Below are 2,471 nucleotides of genomic sequence, written 5' to 3' on the forward strand. Positions count from 1 at the left end.
TTGCAAAACGTATGTTAATGAAGGTAAAGTAGCCTGTGATGCCAAATCGGTTGATGAACAAGTTTTACATTCCGCGTTTGTGCGATTGTTCAACCGGATGTATGAAAACAAAAAAAGATTCATGAAGACTTTGAAAGCCAATATTGAATCGGCACTTTCCAGAAAAGTAGGGCAAGAACCGCTATTGGATATCGAAGGGCAGATGCAACAATTGAAATCCGACTTGAAGGAATTAGTGAATATTAAGCTGCGGAATCAGATGGATGAGACGGTTTATGATGAAGAAATAGCTAGACTTTCCAATGAGCTAAACAAGCTAAGACAACAGAAGCTGATACTAGAGGAGGAAGAGGATCAGAAGGAAAAAATCAAGGAACGTGTGGATGAAATTATCAAGTACTAAGCTTACGACAAGATAGGGTCTGTCAATAATTTTGTGTAAGCTCTTTTAGGCATAGTTTCCCCCGAGGGGAAAGTTGTGATTTTAACGCAAGTGTTGACCGACCCGATCCGGAAAAAAGACGGAAAATTGGAGGAGCATTTGTCCCCAGTTCTGGACACGTCCTGTCCATTTTCGAGTGACATCGACGGTGGCTAGATACAGCATTTTAAGCAGAGCTTCATCGGTAGGAAAGATACTTTTCCCTTTTGTCACTTTACGAAGCTGCCGGTGGTAACTCTCGATCATATTCGTCGTGTAGATGAGTTTGCGGATCTCGGGCGGGTACTTGAAAAAGGTAGCGAGCTCCTCCCAATTGGTCCGCCAGGAGCGGATAATGAGGGGATATTTCGTACCCCAGACTTCCTCGAAATGGTCGAGTTCAAGCAAAGCCCCTTCTTCGGTTGCTGCCTTATAAATGGGCTTTAAGTCGGCAGTTACTTTCTTAATTTCCTTGTACGAAACGTACCGGGTGGAGCTGCGGATCTGGTGAATGATACACTTTTGGATTTCGGTTTGGGGATAGCAGGCCGCAATCGCCTGAGAAAATCCAGACAGGTTATCTACGCAGATAATGAGTATGTCCTGAACCCCGCGATTCTTGAGTTCATTCAGGACACTCAGCCAGAACTTGGAGGATTCATTCTCGCCAATCCACATGCCTAAGACATCCTTATTTCCGTCCAGATCGATGCCAATGACCATGTAGGCTGCCTTGTTAATAATGGCCCCGTCTTGCTTTACTTTGAAGTGAATGGCATCCAGATAAACAACTGCATAAACGCCTTGCAGAGGCCGACTCTGCCATTCTTTAATGAGAGGCACAATCTTATTCGTGGCATTGGAAATGAGCGTAGGAGAGACCTCAATACCGTACATCTGTCCCAAATGATCTTGGATTTCCCTCGTGCTGATCCCTTTGGCATACAGGGCAATAATTTGCTCTTCGATGCCGGTTACGTTCGATTGATGCTTCTTGACAACCAGTGGCTCAAACTCACCCAGGCGATCTCGAGGGATGCTGATTTCCTGTTCGCCGTACTCGCTGACTACTGTTTTACGACTCTTTCCGTTGCGGCTGTTCGGGGTAAGCTCGGCCTTTACCTCATGCTTTCCATAGCCCAAATGGGTATCCATTTCGGCTTCCAGCATCTCCTGAATCGTCTCTGCAAATAGATCTTTTAACGCATTCTGCGCATCCTGTGCAGTGACTAAATTGTTCTCTTTAATGAATTCCCGAAGTTGCTGTTTTGACCAGAGTCCCATAGTGTTCTCCCAACCTTTCTCTTACTTCCATTTTAATGTGGGTTTGAGAGTTTACACAATATATTTTACAGACTCACAAGATATACTGGAACAATTTGACGATAACCTATTTAATGCGTTGGTGGAGAAGATCACGATTCTCTCATCAGCGCATTTTGTTTTTACCTTGAAGAATGGAATGAGCATTGATGAAATCATATAAGATTAATAGATCATTGTTAAATGAATTTAGAGACTAACAAAATCATAGGCTAATGATGCGATCAATAGACTAACGAGTAACTGTGGGTTGTATGACGGGAAGGATCAATCGAATCCCGTCTTTTACTCCTTCCATATAGATGGACTGTTTGTGTTGGCTTATCTGATAACCAATTGCTTCTTCCCATTGAGATAGCAGATGTTGAATATCCTCGTTTTGATTCATTTTGAATTGATTCATTTGAGTAAATAGATGTTCATCTTCTGATGAACATGAAGCCTGTTGTTCACTAGTAAGTTCTAATTGATAAAATCGTTGGCGTAATGCTTCTTGAAACCAATCTGGCCAATTTGACATAGGGTATTTCCCCTCCCGTGGTTTGAGTGTGTGTATGTTAACTCTGATGGGGAGGGATGGCAAGTCATTGTTTTGTGTTTAAAAAAACAAGCACATTCCTACTCATGGCTCAAGTTGGAATAAGCTTTAAAAGTTTATTAAGGAATGATTGTGATTTCTTGTGCTTTGTTGATTATATTCTGCGAGTATAGAATCAAGCAGAATATA

2 protein-coding genes and 1 pseudogene are annotated in these 2,471 nt (G+C 42.3%); 1 reads left to right on the forward strand and 2 read right to left on the reverse strand.

Going from position 1 to position 2,471, the window contains the following annotated elements; genetic code table 11:
- A pseudogene (locus L693_RS30935) lies at positions 1 to 403 on the forward strand (recombinase family protein); the annotation flags it as partial.
- A gap of 81 nt (positions 404 to 484) precedes the next feature.
- Here L693_RS30935 and L693_RS0100770 read toward each other — a convergent pair.
- Positions 485 to 1,705 (reverse strand): IS256 family transposase, encoded by a 1,221-nt coding sequence (locus L693_RS0100770; RefSeq protein WP_025715638.1) that lies wholly within the window; start codon positions 1,703 to 1,705, stop codon positions 485 to 487.
- A gap of 271 nt (positions 1,706 to 1,976) precedes the next feature.
- A complete protein-coding gene (locus L693_RS30375) occupies positions 1,977 to 2,264 on the reverse strand; it encodes a hypothetical protein (RefSeq protein WP_025715639.1) in 288 nt (95 codons plus the stop codon).
- Positions 2,265 to 2,471: the final 207 nt, after the last annotated feature.

This window comes from Paenibacillus sp. 1-18 (assembly GCF_000520755.1).
In the GTDB taxonomy this organism is placed as follows: domain Bacteria; phylum Bacillota; class Bacilli; order Paenibacillales; family Paenibacillaceae; genus Paenibacillus; species Paenibacillus brasilensis.

Coding starts and splice junctions, on each gene's coding strand:
- L693_RS0100770 (WP_025715638.1), bottom strand. CDS start 1,705: ATGGGACTCTGGTCAAAACAGCAACTTCGGGAATTCATTAAAGAGAAC.
- L693_RS30375 (WP_025715639.1), bottom strand. CDS start 2,264: ATGTCAAATTGGCCAGATTGGTTTCAAGAAGCATTACGCCAACGATTT.